Annotated in this window: 13 protein-coding genes and 1 pseudogene; 9 read left to right on the top strand and 5 right to left on the bottom strand. The window is 69.0% G+C overall.

Going from position 1 to position 15,417, the window contains the following annotated elements:
- Positions 1-20: 20 nt before the first annotated feature.
- From FE633_RS30465 to FE633_RS30440, 6 genes are all read left to right on the top strand, one after another.
- Positions 21-1,232: a phosphoglycerate kinase gene (locus FE633_RS30465; protein WP_138048398.1), complete on the top strand. Its 1,212-nt coding sequence runs from the start codon at positions 21-23 to the stop codon at positions 1,230-1,232.
- Between the two features lie 5 nt (positions 1,233-1,237).
- A complete protein-coding gene (gene tpiA / locus FE633_RS30460) occupies positions 1,238-2,029 on the top strand; it encodes a triose-phosphate isomerase (RefSeq protein ID WP_138048397.1) in 792 nt (263 codons plus the stop codon).
- Positions 2,030-2,175: 146 nt separating this feature from the next.
- A complete protein-coding gene (secG, locus tag FE633_RS30455; protein WP_138048396.1) occupies positions 2,176-2,406 on the top strand; it encodes a preprotein translocase subunit SecG in 231 nt (76 codons plus the stop codon).
- A gap of 237 nt (positions 2,407-2,643) precedes the next feature.
- Positions 2,644-2,979 (top strand): RNA polymerase-binding protein RbpA, encoded by a 336-nt coding sequence (locus FE633_RS30450; protein ID WP_119105043.1) that lies wholly within the window; start codon positions 2,644-2,646, stop codon positions 2,977-2,979.
- A gap of 232 nt (positions 2,980-3,211) precedes the next feature.
- Entirely contained in the window at positions 3,212-4,864 is a 1,653-nt protein-coding gene (gene pgi, locus FE633_RS30445; protein ID WP_138048395.1) for a glucose-6-phosphate isomerase, read from the top strand.
- A gap of 93 nt (positions 4,865-4,957) precedes the next feature.
- On the top strand, positions 4,958-5,944 hold the full coding sequence (locus tag FE633_RS30440; protein WP_138048394.1) for a hypothetical protein: 987 nt from the start codon (positions 4,958-4,960) through the stop codon (positions 5,942-5,944).
- A gap of 21 nt (positions 5,945-5,965) precedes the next feature.
- Here FE633_RS30440 and pgl read toward each other — a convergent pair whose 3' ends face one another.
- Genes pgl through tkt form a run of 5 tightly spaced genes read right to left on the bottom strand, consistent with a single transcriptional unit; the run spans position 5,966 to position 12,780 of the window.
- Positions 5,966-6,748 carry a 6-phosphogluconolactonase gene (pgl, locus tag FE633_RS30435; protein WP_138048393.1) on the bottom strand — a complete coding sequence of 261 codons (783 nt, stop codon included), beginning with the start codon at positions 6,746-6,748 and terminating at the stop codon, positions 5,966-5,968.
- On the bottom strand, positions 6,745-8,016 hold the full coding sequence (gene opcA, locus FE633_RS30430) for a glucose-6-phosphate dehydrogenase assembly protein OpcA (RefSeq protein WP_138048392.1): 1,272 nt from the start codon (positions 8,014-8,016) through the stop codon (positions 6,745-6,747). The genes pgl and opcA overlap by 4 nt, the downstream gene beginning before the upstream one ends.
- Entirely contained in the window at positions 8,013-9,539 is a 1,527-nt protein-coding gene (gene zwf, locus FE633_RS30425) for a glucose-6-phosphate dehydrogenase (RefSeq protein WP_425473248.1), read from the bottom strand. The genes opcA and zwf overlap by 4 nt, the downstream gene beginning before the upstream one ends.
- 1 nt (position 9,540) lies before the next feature.
- Positions 9,541-10,659 (bottom strand): transaldolase, encoded by a 1,119-nt coding sequence (gene tal, locus FE633_RS30420; RefSeq protein ID WP_138048390.1) that lies wholly within the window; start codon positions 10,657-10,659, stop codon positions 9,541-9,543.
- Between the two features lie 33 nt (positions 10,660-10,692).
- The gene (gene tkt, locus FE633_RS30415) at positions 10,693-12,780 is read right to left on the bottom strand and encodes a transketolase (RefSeq protein WP_138048389.1); all 2,088 of its coding nucleotides are present in this window, start codon (positions 12,778-12,780) and stop codon (positions 10,693-10,695) included.
- Between the two features lie 422 nt (positions 12,781-13,202).
- Here tkt and FE633_RS30410 point away from each other — a divergent pair, with 422 nt between their 5' ends.
- The 3 genes and pseudogenes from FE633_RS30410 to FE633_RS30395 form a co-directional block, all read left to right on the top strand.
- Positions 13,203-14,156: a heme o synthase gene (locus tag FE633_RS30410; RefSeq protein WP_138048388.1), complete on the top strand. Its 954-nt coding sequence runs from the start codon at positions 13,203-13,205 to the stop codon at positions 14,154-14,156.
- Positions 14,157-14,246: 90 nt separating this feature from the next.
- Complete coding sequence (locus FE633_RS30405; RefSeq protein ID WP_138048387.1) at positions 14,247-14,603, top strand: hypothetical protein; 357 nt, start codon at positions 14,247-14,249, stop codon at positions 14,601-14,603.
- A gap of 269 nt (positions 14,604-14,872) precedes the next feature.
- A pseudogene (locus FE633_RS30395) lies at positions 14,873-15,417 on the top strand (amidohydrolase); the annotation flags it as partial.

Genomic DNA, 15,417 nt, shown 5'->3' with positions numbered 1-15,417 from the left:
GCTCTCCCAGGAGTCCCTTTATGAAGACGATCGACGAACTCCTCTCCGCGGGCGTGGACGGCAAGCGTGTCTTCGTGCGCGCCGACCTGAACGTGCCGCTGGCCGACGGTGTCATCAGCGACGACGGCCGTATCCGCGCCGTCCTGCCCACCATCGAGGCCCTCACGGGCGCGGGCGCCAAGGTGATCGTCGCCTCGCACCTGGGCCGCCCCAAGGGTGCCCCGGATCCGGCGTTCTCGTTGCGGCCCGCCGCCGAGCGGCTCGGCGAGCTCCTGGGCGCGCCCGTCGCGTTCGCCCAGGACACCGTCGGCGCCGCCGCCCACGACGCCGTGAACGGCCTGGAGCCCGGTCAGGTAGCGGTCATCGAGAACCTGCGCTTCAACGCCGGTGAGACGTCGAAGGACGACGCCGAGCGCGGCGAGTTCGCGGACCGGCTCGCGGCCCTGGCCGATGTCTACGTGGGCGACGGTTTCGGTGCCGTGCACCGCAAGCACGCCTCCGTGTACGACCTGCCGGCGCGCCTGCCGCACTACGCGGGCCACCTCATCGCCGCCGAGGTCGATGTCCTGAAGAAGCTCACCGAGGACGTGCGGCGCCCCTATGTCGTCGTGCTCGGCGGTGCCAAGGTCTCCGACAAGCTCGCCGTCATCGACCAGCTGCTCGGCAAGGCCGACCGCCTGCTGATCGGCGGAGGCATGGCGTACACCTTCCTCAAGGCCAAGGGGTACGAGATCGGCAGCTCCCTCCTTCAGGAGGACCAGATCCCGGCCGTCATCGAGTACATCGAGCGCGCCGAGAAGACCGGCGTCGAGCTGGTCCTGCCCGTCGACGCACTCGTCGCCCCCGAGTTCCCGGACCTGAAGACCAAGGCTCCGGCCAACCCCACCACGGTCGCCGCGGACGCCATCCCGGCCGACCAGATGGGTCTCGACATCGGTCCGGAGACCCGCAAGCTGTTCGCCTCGAAGATCGCCGACGCGGCCACCGTGTTCTGGAACGGTCCGATGGGCGTCTTCGAGCACCCCGACTACGCCGAGGGCACCAAGGCGGTCGCCCAGGCCCTCCTCGACTCCCCGGCCTTCACGGTCGTCGGCGGTGGCGACTCCGCCGCGGCCGTCCGCATCCTGGGCTTCGACGAAACCGCATTCGGCCACATCTCGACCGGTGGAGGCGCCTCCCTCGAATACCTCGAGGGCAAGACGCTCCCCGGCCTCGCCGCACTGGAGGACTGACCCACATGGCTTCATCTATTTCGCCCGGGCGCACGCCGCTGATGGCGGGCAACTGGAAGATGAACCTCAACCACCTCGAGGCCATCGCACACGTCCAGAAGCTCGCCTTCGCCCTGGCCGACAAGGACTACGAGGCCGTCGAGGTCGCCGTCCTGCCGCCCTTCACCGACCTGCGCTCCGTGCAGACCCTGGTCGACGGCGACAAGCTCAAGATCAAGTACGGCGCCCAGGACCTCTCGGCGCACGACTCCGGCGCCTACACCGGTGAGATCTCCGGCTCGATGCTGGCCAAGCTCAAGTGCACGTACGTGGTGATCGGCCACTCCGAGCGCCGGCAGTACCACAACGAGACCGACGAGCTCTGCAACGCCAAGGTCAAGGCCGCCTACAAGCACGGCCTCACCCCGATCCTGTGCGTCGGCGAGGGCCTGGAGATCCGCAAGGCGGGCAACCAGGTCTCCCACACGCTCGCGCAGGTCGACGGTGCCCTCAAGGACATCCCGGCCGAGCAGGCCGAGTCCATCGTGATCGCGTACGAGCCGGTCTGGGCGATCGGCACCGGCGAGGTCGCCACGCCCGAGGACGCCCAGGAGGTGTGCGGCGCGATCCGCGGCCGCCTCGCCGAGCTGTACTCGCAGGAGCTGGCCGACCAGGTCCGCATCCAGTACGGCGGCTCCGTGAAGGCGGGCAACGTCGCCGCGATCATGGCCCAGCCCGATGTCGACGGCGCCCTGATCGGTGGCGCGTCGCTCGACGCCGACGAGTTCGTCAAGATCGTCCGGTTCCGCGACCAGTGAGGCCGTGCCCAGGAGGGGCACAGCCGGTCGCGAGTAGGCGGTAGCGGCGATACGTCGTACTCTTGCGGGGGCCGGGCGGCTTCTTGTGTGAAGCTCCGGCCCCCCGTCGTCCGTATGAGTCCGAGGAAGTTGGTCCAGCTGTGGTTATGGGGTTCTCGATCGCCCTGATCGTCTTCAGCCTGCTGCTGATGCTGCTGGTGCTGATGCACAAGGGGAAGGGCGGCGGCCTCTCCGACATGTTCGGCGGCGGTATGCAGTCGTCCGTCGGTGGCTCCTCGGTCGCCGAGCGCAACCTCGACCGCATCACCGTCGTAGTCGGTCTGCTGTGGTTCGCGTGCATTGTCACCCTCGGCATCCTGATGAAGGTCAACAACTGACCGGATGAGGGTCACCGACTGATCAGCAGGTGACATCGGTACAACAGCACATAGCACGCATAAAGCCCCATGTCCGGTACGCGCCCTCGAGTGCGGCCTATCATGGGGCTTGCGTCTCCGGGGTGGGGTGTAACTCCAGTCACTGGACGCGCGTTGGGCCTTACGTAGACTGAGGCGCTCGCAGCGAAGCGTCACGCCGACTCGCTTCGCGGCACCATCACGCAGGGAGTTACGACCGTGGCAAGTGGCAACGCGATCCGAGGAAGCCGGGTCGGGGCGGGGCCGATGGGTGAGGCCGAGCGTGGCGAGTCCGCGCCGCGGCTGCGCGTCTCCTTCTGGTGCTCCAACGGGCACGAGACGCAGCCGAGCTTCGCCAGCGACGCGCAGGTTCCCGAGACCTGGGACTGCCCGCGCTGCGGCTTTCCGGCCGGACAGGACCGGGACAACCCGCCGGACCCACCGCGCACCGAGCCCTACAAGACGCACCTCGCGTACGTACGGGAGCGGCGCAGCGACGCGGACGGCGAGGCGATCCTCGCCGAGGCGCTCGCCAAACTGCGGGGCGAGATCTAGGAGCTGAAGTCCGGCCAGGCACCCAAGGTGTCTGGCCGGACCTGTTTCGTGGCCTTTCGGGCGGCGGGAACTGATACCCGCGGTCGTGCCGGACGTATCTGTTGTCGAGCCGTTGTGCCGGGGGACGGTGCGACGACTGCCTCACGTCGCCGGAGCCTGCTCCATTAGGTTGGGACCGGCAGCGGGGCAAGGTACGCAACAGGACAGGTACGAAAGAAGGCTGAAGTCCGAGATGAACGCAGATGGCCGTACCCGGCTCAACCAGACGCCCGAGTGGACCTCTCTGGCCAAGCACCGCGAGGAGCTCGGCGAGGTGCGGTTGCGTGAGCTGTTCGCCGCGGACTCCGGGCGCGGCGCCGGATACACGCTTCAGGTCGGCGATCTGCACGTCGACTATTCCAAGCACCTGATCACCGACGAGACACTGCGGCTGCTGCGTGAGCTGGCCGCCGCGACCGATGTGTTCGGGTTGCGCGACGCCATGTTCCGCGGCGAGAAGATCAACACGACCGAGGACCGCGCCGTGCTGCACACCGCGCTGCGCGCCGCGCGGGACGCGGTCGTCGAGGTCGACGGCGAGAACGTCGTACCGGCGGTGCACACCGTGCTCGACAAGATGAGCGCCTTCGCCGAGAAGGTCCGCTCCGGCGAGTGGAGGGGCCACACCGGCAGGCGGATCCGCACCGTGGTCAACATCGGCATCGGCGGCTCGGACCTGGGCCCCGCGATGGCGTACGAGGCGCTGCGCTCGTTCACCGACCGCGAGCTGGCGGTCCGCTTCGTCTCCAATGTGGACGGCGCCGATCTGCATGAGGCGGTACGGGACCTGGACGCGGCCGAGACGCTGTTCATCATCGCTTCGAAGACCTTCACCACCATCGAGACGATCACGAACGCGACGTCGGCGCGGGACTGGCTGCTGGCCGAGCTGAAGGCCGGCCCGGACGCCGTCGCGGCGCACTTCGTGGCGTTGTCCACGAACGCGGAGAAGGTCGCGGACTTCGGTATCGACACGGCCAACATGTTCGCGTTCTGGGACTGGGTCGGCGGGCGGTACTCGTTCGACTCGGCGATCGGTCTGTCGCTGATGATCGCGATCGGCCCGGACCGGTTCCGCGAGATGCTGGAGGGTTTCCGGATCGTCGACGAGCACTTCCGCACCGCGCCCGCCGAGTCCAACGCGCCTTTGCTGATGGGGCTGTTGGGTGTCTGGTACGGCAACTTCTTCGACGCGCAGTCGCACGCGGTGCTGCCGTACTCGCATTACTTGTCGAGGTTCACGGCGTATCTGCAGCAGCTGGACATGGAGTCCAACGGCAAGTCCACAGGCCGCGACGGCCATCCGGTGGACTGGCAGACCGGACCGGTCGTATGGGGCACACCCGGCACCAACGGGCAGCACGCCTACTACCAACTCATCCATCAGGGCACGAAGTTGATCCCGGCCGACTTCATCGGGTTCGCCGAGCCGGTCGAGGATCTGCTGCCGGGACTGGTGTCCCAGCACGACCTGTTGATGGCCAACTTCTTCGCGCAGACGCAGGCGCTGGCTTTCGGGAAGACGCCGGACGAGGTACGGGCGGAGGGCGTGCCCGAGGAACTGGTGCCGCACAAGACGTTCATGGGCAACCATCCGACGACGACGATCCTCGCGCGTGAGCTGACCCCGTCGGTGCTCGGGCAGTTGATCGCGCTGTACGAGCACAAGGTGTTCGTCCAGGGCGCGATCTGGAACATCGATTCCTTCGATCAGTGGGGCGTAGAGCTCGGCAAGGTCCTCGCCAAGCGCGTCGAACCCGCGCTGACCGAGGGCGCGGAGGTGGCCGGGCTCGACGAGTCGACAAGGGCACTGGTCGCCAAGTACCGGGAACTGCGGGGCCGTTGACGGACGGTCGCTACGGGGAGTGGGCGGTGCGACGACGTCCGCTTCCCGTAGAATCCCTGGCGATCATGAAGCCGATCGGCTCGGGAGCGACAGTTGTCAGGTTCACGGGGGCGATGGACGAGCGACACGCTGACGGCGAGGTCGTTCCTGCAGCCCAAACACGTGGCGAAAGCGGTGTTCCACCCGGCGTGGATACCGGAGCCCGTCGACCAGAACGTGGAGCGGCTCAAGCGCGTCCGTGTCATCGCCGGAGCGGTCGCGGCGTTCGGCGTGTACACCTTCGTGGAGGGCAAGTTCGACTTCACGGAGGTGCTGGAGAACATGCTGACGGCGTCCGCCGTCCTGTTGTTCATCACGCCGCTGACCGTGGGCGTGATGCTCTTCGTGTGGCGGCGCACCGGGACCATCCGGCAGCTGCGGACACCCCTCTTCAGCTCGCTCAAGCTGCTGCTGCTCTTCATCGGCACGGTCGTCGTGACGGTGTTCCTGTGGCAGGCGACGACCTCGCTTCAGGGCATCACGCTGATGCTGCCCGGGCTGGTCGGGCTCTGGCTGACCGGCTTCGTGGCCTACGGAGCGGTGCGGGTGTCCGGGAACTTCTTCGGCTCCGCCGCCGTGCACCGCTGTCTGCCGCCGCTGCTCGCCACGGTGACGACCTGGCTGATGGCCATTCCCGACCTGGTCACGGGTGACCTGCACGGGTTGAGCCTCACCATGGGCATCGTGTTCATCCTGGGCGCGCCGCTGACGGTCACGGCCATCGCCCTCCTGGAGATGAACCGGCTGCGCCGCCGGTACGGGATACGGCTGGGCGCCCACCCCGCCACGATGCCGCCGCTTCCCCAGCCGCCGGCGCACATGCCGAACCCGGGGTTCGTGCCGCCGCAGGGGAACCCCTACGCCCCGCCGGGCCAGCCGTACGCCCCGCCGGGCCAGCCGTACGCGCCGGGCAACGGCAACGCGTATGCGCCGGGCAATGGCAACCCGTACGCCCCCGGCAACGGCGCCCCGTACATGCCGTGGCCGCAGAACCCGCACCACCAGCAGAACCCGTACGGCCAAGGGCCGTACGGGTTCTGACGGGGCGTTATGCGAATGCGGTCACGGCGAAGCCGGCGGATACAGCGACCGCGGTAGCCGCGAAGCCGCCGCGGCATCCAGGAGCCACAGCGTCCGGGACCGGCCGTACGCGCCGGCGGCCGGAGCCTGCACCTCGCCCGCGCCCGACAGGGCGATGGCCGCGGCATTCGCCTTGTCCTCGCCCGCGGCCAGCAGCCACACCTCGCGGGCGGCCCGGATCGCGGGCAGCGTCAGCGTGATACGGGTCGGCGGGGGCTTGGGCGCGCCGTGCACGCCCACCACCGTGCGCTCCGTCTCCCGGACCGCGGGCAGCTCGGGGAAGAGCGACGCCACATGTGTGTCCGGGCCGACGCCGAGCATCAGCACGTCGAAGGAGGGGACCGGGGCGTGGTTCTCCGGCCCGGCGGCCTTGGCGAGTTCGACCGCGTACGCCTCCGCCGCGGCGTCCGCGTCCTTGCCGTACGGGCCGTCCGCCGCGGGCATGGGATGCACGCGCTTCGGGTCCAGTGGCACCGAGTCGAGAAGCGCCTCGCGGGCCTGCGTGACATTCCGCTCGGGGTCGCCCTCGGGCACGAACCGCTCGTCGCCCCACCACAGGTCGAGACGGCCCCAGTCGATGGCGTCCCGGGCGGGCGCGGCCGCGAGCGCCGTCAGCAGGCCGTTGCCGTTGCGGCCACCGGTCAGGACGACCGAGGCGTAGCCGCGCGAGGCCTGCGCGTCCACGACCTTCGTGATCAGCCGGGCCGCGGCGGCCTGGGCCATCAGCTCCTTGTCCCGGTGGACGACCAGCTGCGGAGGGCTCACTGCGTGCCTGCCTTCCTGACCGGTGGCATCTGCGTGGGGGACGGCCGGCCGGCGTCGCTGCCGCCCGACGGTGAGGGGGCGGGCGGCAGGGCCGGCGCGGACGACGCCCGCCCAGGAGAGGCCGAGTCCGACGCCGGGCGCAGGGAATCCGGGTCCGACGACGGGCGCGGGGAATCCGGGTCCGACGACGGGCCCGTGGAATCCGAGTCCGACGCCCGGGGCGGGGAAGCGGAGTCCGACGCAGGGCCCTCGGAAGCCGAGTCCGACAGCGGCGGCAGCGGGGCGGACTCCGCGGACTCCTCGGCCCATGCGGGAGCCGAGGTCTTCGGCGCGGACGCCCTACTCCCTCCCAGCCGGTCCACCCCGAACCGCAGCGCCGACGCGTACGTGTCGTCCGGATCGAGCCGTCGCAGCTCCTCCGCGATCAGCTCGGACGTCTCGCGGCGCTTGAGCGCCACCGCGCGGTCCGGCTGGCCCTGCAGCGTCAGCGTGGCCATCGCTCCGTCCGGCCGGTGCAGCGAGATGGGACCACAGGTCGTCTCCATCCGTACTTCGGTCAGCCCGGGTCCGGGGGAGATCCCGCGCCGGACGTGCACATGCAGCCGGTCGGCGAGCCACATGGCCAGCAGTTCGACGCTCGGGTTGAACTCCTCGCCCTTCACCTCCGCGGAGATGACCTCGCAGTCCACCTGGTCGAGGGCGGCGGCCAGCATGGAGCGCCACGGGGTGATCCGGGCCCACGCGAGGTCGGTGTCGCCCGGCTCGTAGCTCTCGGCGCGGGCACGCAGTTCGTCGGCGGGCTTCTCCGCGGAGTAGCTGTCGGTTACCCTGCGCTGGCCCAGGGCCCCCAGCGGGTCCTTGGCCGGGTCGCGCGGGGCGCCCATCGGCCACCAGACCACGACCGGGGCGTCCGGCAGGAGCAGGGGGAGCACGACGGACTGGGCGTGGTCCACGACCTCGCCGTACAGGCGCAGCACGACCGTCTCGCCGGTGCCGGCGTCCGCGCCGACCCGTACCTCGGCGTCCAGGCGCGACTTCGTGCGGTCGCGGGGGGAGCGGGAGACGCGCCTGATGACCACGAGGGTGCGCGAAGGGTGCTCGCGGGATGCCTCGCTGGCGGCCTTCAGAGCGTCGTAGGCGTTCTCCTCGTCGGTGACTATGACGAGGGTGAGGACCATGCCGACGGCGGGTGTGCCGATGGCCCGGCGGCCCTGGACGAGCGCCTTGTTGATCTTGCTGGCAGTAGTGTCCGTGAGGTCTATCTTCATGGGCGACGCCAGCTCCGTCCGTCTCGATCGAGCATTTCGTCGGCCTCGACGGGCCCCCACGTTCCGGACGGGTACTGCGCGGGCTTGCCGTGCTTGTCCCAGTACTCCTCGATCGGGTCGAGGATCTGCCAGGACAGCTCGACCTCCTCGGTGCGCGGGAAGAGGTTCGAGTCGCCGAGCAGGACGTCGAGGATCAGCCGCTCGTACGCCTCCGGGCTGGACTCGGTGAAGGACTCGCCGTAAGCGAAGTCCATCGAGACGTCCCGGATCTCCATCGAGGTGCCGGGCACCTTGGAGCCGAAGCGGACCGTGATGCCCTCGTCGGGCTGGACGCGGATGACGATCGCGTTCTGGCCCAGTTCCTCCGTCGCCGTGTGGTCGAAGGGGGAGTGCGGGGCGCGCTGGAAGACGACGGCGATCTCGGTGACGCGACGGCCCAGACGCTTGCCCGTACGGAGGTAGAAGGGGACCCCGGCCCAGCGGCGGTTGTCCACCTCCAGCTTGATCGCCGCGTAGGTGTCGGTGTTCGAGTTGCGGTCGATGCCCTCTTCCTCGAGGTATCCGACAGCCTTCTCGCCGCCCTGCCAGCCGGCCGCGTACTGCCCGCGGACCGTGGACGTGCCGAGATCCCTGGGCAGCTTCACGGCGCCGAGGACCTTGGTCTTCTCGGCGGCGAGCGCGTCCGCGTCGAAGGAGGCGGGCTCCTCCATGGCCGTGAGGGCCATCAGCTGGAGCAGGTGGTTCTGGATGACGTCACGGGCCGCGCCGATGCCGTCGTAGTACCCGGCACGGCCGCCGATGCCGATGTCCTCGGCCATCGTGATCTGCACATGGTCCACGAAGGACCGGTTCCAGATCGGCTCGAACATCTGGTTGGCGAAGCGCAGCGCCAGGATGTTCTGGACCGTCTCCTTGCCCAGGTAGTGGTCGATACGGAAGACCTGGTCCGGGGCGAAGACCTCGTGGACGATCGCGTTGAGCTCCTCGGCCGACTTCAGGTCGTGACCGAAGGGCTTCTCGATGACCGCGCGCCGCCAGGAACCGCCCGTCTGGTCGGCCAGGCCGTGCTTCTTCAGCTGCTGGATGACCACGGGGAAGGCGGACGGCGGCACAGAGAGGTAGAAGGCGAAGTTGCCGCCCGTCCCCTGCGCCTTGTCCAGCTCGCCGATCGTGTCGCGCAGCCGCTCGAACGCGTCGTCGTCGTCGAACGTGCCCTGGACGAAGCGCATCCCCTGGATGAGCTGCTGCCAGACCTCCTCGCGGAAGGGTGTCCGGGCGTGCTCCTTGACGGCGTCGTGGACCTCCTGCGCGAAGTCCTCGTGGGCCCACTCGCGGCGGGCGAAGCCGATGAGCGAGAAGCCCGGCGGCAGCAGACCACGGTTGGCGAGGTCGTAAACAGCAGGCATCAGCTTTTTACGGGACAAATCGCCCGTGACCCCGAAGATGACGAGGCCCGACGGCCCCGCGATACGCGGGAGCCGTCGGTCCGCCGGGTCACGCAGCGGATTGCTGCTTGACAAGATTTCAGCCCTCCGAGGGGGCGAGGCGCTTGAGCTCCGCCTCGGTCGACTTGAGCAGGTCGTTCCAGGACGCCTCGAACTTCTCGACGCCCTCGTCCTCCAGGAGCTGCACCACGTCGTCGTAGGCGATCCCGAGCTGCTCGACCGCGTCGAGGTCGGCCCGGGCCTTCTCGTACGTACCGGCGATGGTGTTGCCCGTGATCTGGCCGTGGTCCTCGGTGGCCTCCAGGGTGGCCTCCGGCATGGTGTTCACCGTGTTCGGCGCGACCAGCTCGTCGACGTACAGGGTGTCCTTGTACGCCGGGTCCTTGACGCCGGTCGAGGCCCACAGCGGGCGCTGCTTGTTCGCCTGCGCATTGTCGAGGGCTGCCCAGCGCTCACCGCTGAACACCTCCTCGTACGCCTCGAAGGCGAGCCGGGCGTTGGCCAGCGCGGCCCTGCCCTTGAGCGCGAGCGCCTCGTCGGTGCCCAGCTTGGCCAGGCGCTTGTCGATCTCGGTGTCCACGCGGGACACGAAGAACGACGCCACCGAGTGGATCTTCGACAGGTCGAGTCCGGCGGCCTTGGCCTTCTCCAGGCCGGCCAGGTAGGCGTCCATGACCTCGCGGTAGCGCTCCAGCGAGAAGATCAGCGTGACGTTCACGCTGATGCCCTTGGAGATGACCTCGGTGATCGCGGGCAGGCCCGCCCTGGTCGCCGGGATCTTGATGAGGGTGTTCGGACGGTCCACCAGCCACGCCAGCTGCTTGGCCTCGGCGATGGTCGCGTCGGTGTTGTGCGCCAGGCGCGGGTCGACCTCGATCGAGACCCGGCCGTCCTGGCCCCCGGTCGCGTCGAAGACCGGGCGCAGGATGTCGGCGGCGTCGCGGACGTCGGCCGTGGTGATCATGCGGACGGCCTCTTCCACGGTGACCTTGCGCACCGCGAGGTCGGCGAGCTGCTGCTCGTAACCGTCGCCGGCGCTGATCGCCTTCTGGAAGATCGACGGGTTGGTGGTGACGCCCACGACGTGCTGCTCGTCGATCAGCTCGGCGAGGTTGCCGGACGTGATCCGCTTGCGCGACAGGTCGTCCAGCCAGATCGCGACGCCTTCTTCGGAGAGGCGCTTGAGTGCGTCTGTCATGGAATTACATCTCCTACGTGTCGTGTATCAGCGTCAGCGCTGGGCTGCGGCGATCGATTCCCGGGCGGCGGATGCGACGTTCTCGGCAGTGAAGCCGAACTCCTGGAAGAGGACCTTGCCGTCGGCGGAAGCACCGAAGTGCTCCAGGGAAACGATGCGCCCGGCATCCCCGACCCACCGGTGCCAGGTCAGACCGATCCCCGCCTCGACGGCGACCCGCGCCCTCACGGACGGCGGCAGCACCTCGTCCCGGTACGCCTGGTCCTGCTCCTCGAACCACTCCACACACGGCATGGACACCACCCGCGTGGGCACCCCGGCGGCCTGCAGCTGCTCGCGCGCCTCGACCGCCACATGCACCTCGGAGCCCGTACCGATCAGGATCACCTGCGGCTCGCCGCCCTCGGCCTCGAACAGCACGTAACCACCGCGCGCCGCATCCTCGTTGGGCTCGTACGTCGGCACACCCTGCCGGGTCAGAGCCAGGCCGTGCGGGGCACCCTTGCCGAACACCTTCGTGTAACGCCCCAGGATCTCGCGCCAGGCGATCGCGGTCTCGTTCGCGTCGGCCGGACGGACGAGGTTCAGACCCGGGATCGCGCGCAGCGAGGCCAGGTGCTCGACGGGCTGGTGCGTGGGCCCGTCCTCGCCCAGACCGATGGAGTCGTGCGTCCACACATACGTCACCGGCAGATGCATCAGCGCCGACAGGCGTACCGCGTTGCGCATGTAGTCCGAGAACACCAGGAAGGTGCCGCCGTAGATACGGGTGTTGCCGTGCAGCGCGATGCCGTTCATCTCCGCGGCCATGGCGTGCTCACGGATACCGAAGTGGATGGTGCGGCCGTAAGGATCCGCCTCCGGCAGCGGGTTGTCCGCCGGCAGGAACGAACTCGTCTTGTCGATGGTGGTGTTGTTGGAACCCGCGAGGTCGGCGGAGCCGCCCCACAGCTCGGGGATCACGCCGCCCAGCGCCTGCAGCACCTTCCCGGACGCGGCACGCGTGGCCACTGCCTTGCCCGGCTCGAAGGCGGGCAGGTGCGTCTGCCAGCCCTCGGGCAGCTCGCCCGCGTTGACGCGGTCGAACTCGGCGGCCCGCGCCGGGTTGGCGGTGCGCCAGGCGGCGAACGCCTTCTCCCACTCCGCCCGCGCCTGACCACCACGATCCACCGCGTCACGGGTGTGCGCGATCACCTCGTCCGACACCTCGAAGGACTGCTCCGGATCGAAGCCCAGCACGCGCTTGGTGGCCGCGACCTCCTCGGCACCCAGCGCCGAACCGTGCGCGGCCTCGGTGTTCTGTGCGTTCGGCGCCGGCCAGGCGATGATCGAGCGCATCGCGATGAACGACGGCCGGTCCGTCACCCGCTTCGCGGCCTGGATCGCCTCGAACAGCGCTGCCGGGTCGAGGTCGCCGTCCTCCTTCGGCTCCACCCGCTGCACATGCCAGCCGTACGCCTCGTATCGCAGAGCGGTGTCCTCGGAGACGGCCGTCTCCGTGTCGCCCTCGATGGAGATGTGGTTGTCGTCCCACAGCAGGATCAGGTTGCCGAGCTTCTGGTGACCGGCCAGCGAGGACGCCTCCGCGGAGATGCCCTCCTGCAGACACCCGTCACCGGCGATCGCGTAGATGAAGTGATCGAAGGGAGACTCGCCGGCCGCAGCGTCCGGGTCGAACAGGCCACGCTCATAACGGGCGGCCATCGCCATGCCCACCGCGTTGGCCACGCCCTGACCCAGCGGGCCGGTCGTCGTCTCCACACCCACCGTGTGCCCGTACTCCGGGTGGCCCGGCGTCTTCGACCCCCACGTCCGAAACGCCTTCAGATCGTCCAGCTCCAGGCCGAAGCCGGCCAGGTACAGCTGGATGTACAAAGTCAAAGACGAATGGCCCGCGGACAGTACGAACCGGTCACGGCCCGTCCAGTCGGCGTCCGCCGGGTCGTGCCGCATCACCTTCTGGAAGAGGGTGTACGCGGCGGGAGCCAGGCTCATCGCCGTACCCGGATGGCCGTTGCCGACCTTCTGTACGGCATCGGCGGCCAGGACACGGGCCGTGTCCACGGCCCTCTGGTCCAACTCGGTCCACTCGAGGTCTGTCATGGTCGGCTTGGTGCTCACCCTGGGTCAGGGCTCCTCTCCGCATGTGCCACATGTCGAATGCCGGTGCGCAATCGGGCCCACCGGCCTTTGTCGAGCCTACCCTTGTAGGAACGCGCATTTTTTCGAGTCATTCCAGACTGCCGGGACTGTCAAAGCCTCGCCTCCCTACCGGCACGTTCCGCCTCCTGACCGGCACGTTCCGCATTCGGCCGGTGAATGCCGGTGAATACGCAGCCGCGCAACCGGGTGCTCAATCGAGTACTTGATCAAGTACGGGATTGAGTAGTCGATCAAGCGGCGAAAAGCGCCTCGTGGGGGGCCGTCCAACACGACCCGACCCCCGCGAAGAGCGTGCTCTGGGCAACGTCTACAGTGGCGTGGTACGCGCGGGCCTTTACCGAGAGTTCACAGTCGGGGCTCGCTGGGATGTCTCTGTAGGGGTGTACGTGACGGCCGTTGAATCCCGTCCAGCGGGTGTGCTCGAGACGAGTCAGAGCACGAAGCACCGGCCGTTCGGGGCCCGGGTCAAGGCATTCGTCGCTCTGACCAAGCCACGGATCATCGAACTGCTGCTGATCACCACTGTTCCGGTGATGTTCCTGGCGCAGCAGGGCGTGCCCGACCTGAAGCTGGTGCTCCTCACCTGTGTCGGCGGCTACCTCTCCGCGGGCGGCGCCAACGCGCTGAACATGTACATCGACCGTGACATCGACGCGCTCATGTCGCGCACCGCGCAGCGTCCACTGGTCACCGGCATGGTCACCCCCCGTGAGTGCCTCGCCTTCGGCATCACGCTGGCCGTGGTCTCGACACTGCTGTTCGGCCTGACCGTCAACTGGCTGTCCGCCTGGCTGTCGCTGGGAGCGCTGCTTTTCTACGTCGTCGTCTACACGATGATCCTCAAGCGGCGTACGTCGCAGAACATCGTCTGGGGTGGCATCGCCGGCTGTCTGCCCGTCCTCATCGGCTGGTCCTCCGTCACGAACTCCCTGTCGTGGGCCCCGGTCATCCTTTTCCTCGTCATGTTCTTCTGGACGCCGCCGCACTACTGGCCGCTGTCGATGAAGGTGAAGGACGACTACGCGCGCGTGGGCGTGCCCATGCTGCCGGTCATCGCCTCCAACAAGGTCGTCGCACGGCAGATCGTCCTCTACAGCTGGGCGATGGTCGCCGTCTCCCTGCTGCTGACGCCGCTCGGCTACACCGGCTGGTTCTACACGGCCGTCGCCCTGGTGACCGGCGGATTCTGGCTCTGGGAGGCGCACGCGCTGCAGGCCCGCGCGAAGGACGGGGCCGTGGGCGCGAAGCTCAAGGAGATGCGGCTGTTCCACTGGTCCATCACGTACGTCTCGCTGCTGTTCGTGGCGGTGGCGGTGGATCCCTTCCTCCGATAGCCGGCAGTACCCACGACGGGTGGGGTGCGTGGCCGATGCCACGCACCCCACCCGTCGCCGTTCGTTCTACCCGTCGGTAGCATCTTGACCATGGCAGACACCCAGCAGGTCGACGAGGCGGCGGACCGCAAGCAGGCCGCCAAGGCGGAGCGTCACGTGGCGCGGCTCGCCAAGCAGATCTCCTCCTTCGCCCAGGCACACGGCGGGGCCGAGGGCCAGATCGCGTACCTGGGGCAGAAGGGCGCCCGGATCGTCCTCGTCGGTGAGGACGGCGGATGGGGCGACCTCGTGGCCCCGACCTACGCGATCGCCGAGCAGGCGGTGCAGAAGTCCGGGATCACCGAGCACGAGTCCTTCGACGGGGACTTCGCGGCCAAGGTGAAGACCGGCCCGTACGAGTGGACCCGCATGGCGGGGATCCAACTCGGCGGCCCGAGCAACGGCTGACGGGGTTACCGCGGTCTGGTTCCGCCCCCGCCGCCCCTACCCGTCCCATCCCTGGAGGCTCCGCCCCCAGACCCCCGTATCGGCCTGAACGGCCTCGTCCTCAAACGCCGGACGGGCTGAAGATCAGCCCGTCCGGCGTTTGAGGAGCGGGGTCTGGGGCGGCGGGGGCGAAAAGGAACGCTTGGCCGCCGTGCACGGAGAAAGCAACCTGATGCCCGGCTCACCCGTTAGGACCTGAAGACACATGGTCCACTCGCGGGGGAGCCCGGATGATCGAAACACCGTCCCTGGTGGACCAGTACTGCCATGGCGTGCTGCGGACAGAGCTGGGCCTCGGTACTTTCGAGGCCCACCTCGCGCGGGGCGAGGGCCCGCCCGCCGCGGGCACCACCTTCTTCGACACCCAGGCCGGGTTCGCCGTACGCCGCTGGTGCCCCCCGCTCCTCGACTTGGAGCCGCACTGTCCGCCGGCCCACTATCTCGCCCGACGCCGCGAACTCGGCGTACTGGAGGCGGGCCGCAGGCTGCTGCGGGGCAGCGGGATCACGACGTTTCTGGTCGACACCGGCTTGCCGGGTGACCTGACCGGTCCAGGGGAGATGGCCTCGGCCGGGGCCGCCGACGCCCACGAGATCGTCCGTCTGGAACTGCTCGCCGAACAGGTCGCCGACACCTCCGGCACCGTCGAGTCGTTCCTCGCCAATCTCGCCGAGTCGGTGCACGCGGCGGCCGCGAACGCCGTGGCGTTCACGTCGGTGGCGGGCGCGCGGCACGGCCTGGCGCTCGCGCCCGAGCCGCCCGGCCCGGGCGAGGT

It is taken from the genome of Streptomyces montanus (assembly GCF_005786655.1).
Lineage (GTDB): Bacteria > Actinomycetota > Actinomycetes > Streptomycetales > Streptomycetaceae > Streptomyces > Streptomyces sporangiiformans.
Note: the sequence above shows the minus strand (reverse complement) of the source record. Positions and strands in the feature narration are given on the sequence as shown.

Coding starts and splice junctions, on each gene's coding strand:
- FE633_RS30465 (WP_138048398.1), top strand. CDS start 21: ATGAAGACGATCGACGAACTCCTCTCCGCGGGCGTGGACGGCAAGCGT.
- tpiA (WP_138048397.1), top strand. CDS start 1,238: ATGGCTTCATCTATTTCGCCCGGGCGCACGCCGCTGATGGCGGGCAAC.
- secG (WP_138048396.1), top strand. CDS start 2,176: ATGGGGTTCTCGATCGCCCTGATCGTCTTCAGCCTGCTGCTGATGCTG.
- pgi (WP_138048395.1), top strand. CDS start 3,212: ATGAACGCAGATGGCCGTACCCGGCTCAACCAGACGCCCGAGTGGACC.
- opcA (WP_138048392.1), bottom strand. CDS start 8,016: ATGAAGATAGACCTCACGGACACTACTGCCAGCAAGATCAACAAGGCG.
- tal (WP_138048390.1), bottom strand. CDS start 10,659: ATGACAGACGCACTCAAGCGCCTCTCCGAAGAAGGCGTCGCGATCTGG.
- FE633_RS30405 (WP_138048387.1), top strand. CDS start 14,247: ATGGCAGACACCCAGCAGGTCGACGAGGCGGCGGACCGCAAGCAGGCC.